This is a genomic window from Mesorhizobium sp. M6A.T.Cr.TU.017.01.1.1 (assembly GCF_004023115.1).
In the GTDB taxonomy this organism is placed as follows: Bacteria; Pseudomonadota; Alphaproteobacteria; order Rhizobiales; family Rhizobiaceae; genus Mesorhizobium; species Mesorhizobium mediterraneum.
Window position 1 is genome coordinate 1 of record NZ_RZTA01000249.1, and the last position, 1609, is coordinate 1609.

The window sequence follows — 1609 nt, forward strand, 5'->3', positions numbered from 1 at the left end:
ATACCCCATGTGGATGATGGCAAGAGCACTGAGCGGCGATCTTCGATCCCGGGTCTTGAAGGCTTCGGACGCAGGCATGTCGGCCCGGCAGGCGGCGGCACTGTTCGGCGTCGGCATATCGAGGGCGATCCGGTGGATCGCACGGGCAAAGATCGGCGAGCGGATGCCGCGCCCGCAAGGCCGCCGACGCGCGTCCAGCCTTGATGCCCACGAAGCCTTCATCGTCGGGGCTGATCGGTGGGCGCAAGGACATCACGCTGAACGAGATGTAGAGCGGCTGGGGGACGAGCGGTCGGCGCGGATCAGCCGCAGCGCCTTGAGCGCATGGCTTCGCGGCCACGGGTGGACGTTCAAAAAAGTCCGCATACGCACTGGAGCAGGACCGCCCCGACATCCTGAAGCGCCGTCGCGCCTGGTTCGACAGCCAGCTCGATCTCGATCCAGCGAAGCTCGTCTTCATTGATGAGACCGGGCTGTCGACCAAGATGGCCCGTCTGCGGGGACGTGCGCCGCGCGGTGAGCGCTGCCGGGCCGGTGTGCCGCACGGCCATTGGAAGACCACCACCTTCACCGGGGCGTTACGGCTGACGGGCATGACCGCTCCGTTCGTCTACGACGGCGCCATGAACGGCAACGTGTTCCTAGCCTATGTCGAGCAGGTTCTGGTTCCGACCCTGTCGCAGGGCGACGTCGTCATCATGGACATGTGTACGCCCCCGCTGGTGCAAGGAGCGTGGTCGGGTGCTGACATGTGTCCGGCCTCTGTTGCGGCTGTCACATGCCGCGGGCCTGTATGGGAGTTCGCGGAGCGGGTCCAAAACAATCTGGCGCGCTCAAGGCGCGTATCCATGATCTGGTTTTCCCCTCTCATTGACCGTAGCGCCATACTCTCGGTTCGACCTTCTCACACTTTGGCGGCCCGCCTGGGGAGCGGACTACCCTGCCAAAGCCGGTGCCCGGTAGATCCCGCCATTGGCCATAACGCCCACAGGATGCGCGCCGTCTTGTTGGCCAAGGCGATGATCACCAGCATGGGCGGTTTGCGGCTCAGCATCTGGGAGAGCCAAGGATCTGCTGCCGCGCCTTTGCGCATCGCGTAGCGCACGGTGGCGCTGGCGCATTGATCGTCTGGGTCCGCTGGCGAACCACGAATCGCGAACACGAAACACAATCGCCGCAGCCTGCTGCTCCTCGCTCTTTGCCGCTACAAACCGCATGGTGGGCCTCTGGGCTGCTTCGCAGATTGCTTCGGCGTCGGCGGCATCGTTCTTCTGCCGACGGACGAAAGGCTTGACGTAGCCAGGGGCGATCAGCCGAACGTCATGTCCCAGCTTCGCAATCTCCCGTGCCCAATAGTGGCTGCCCGCACATGCCTCCATGGCAACCGTGCAGGCCGGCTGAGCGGCGAGGAACCGAAGTACGTGATCGCGGCGAAGCTTCTTCCTGAACAGCACGGCTCCTAACGCATCCGACCCGTGCGCTTGGAACACGTTCTTCGCCAGATCCAATCCGACTATGCTAACTTCCGACATGGACGCCTCCGTTCAAATGATGATCAACGACACCACTTTGGCACAGCGATGCCGTCAGGGGCGTCCACATGGGGTAA

Annotated in this window: 2 pseudogenes; one reads left to right on the forward strand and one right to left on the reverse strand. The window is 63.6% G+C overall.

Features of this window, described 5'->3' with window-relative positions:
• Positions 1–16: 16 nt before the first annotated feature.
• Positions 17–704, forward strand: a pseudogene (locus EOB36_RS33745) (IS630 family transposase); the annotation flags it as partial.
• A 447-nt stretch (positions 705–1151) separates the two neighbouring features.
• Here the strand turns inward: EOB36_RS33745 and EOB36_RS35620 are convergent.
• A pseudogene (locus tag EOB36_RS35620) lies at positions 1152–1532 on the reverse strand (transposase); the annotation flags it as partial.
• Positions 1533–1609: the final 77 nt, after the last annotated feature.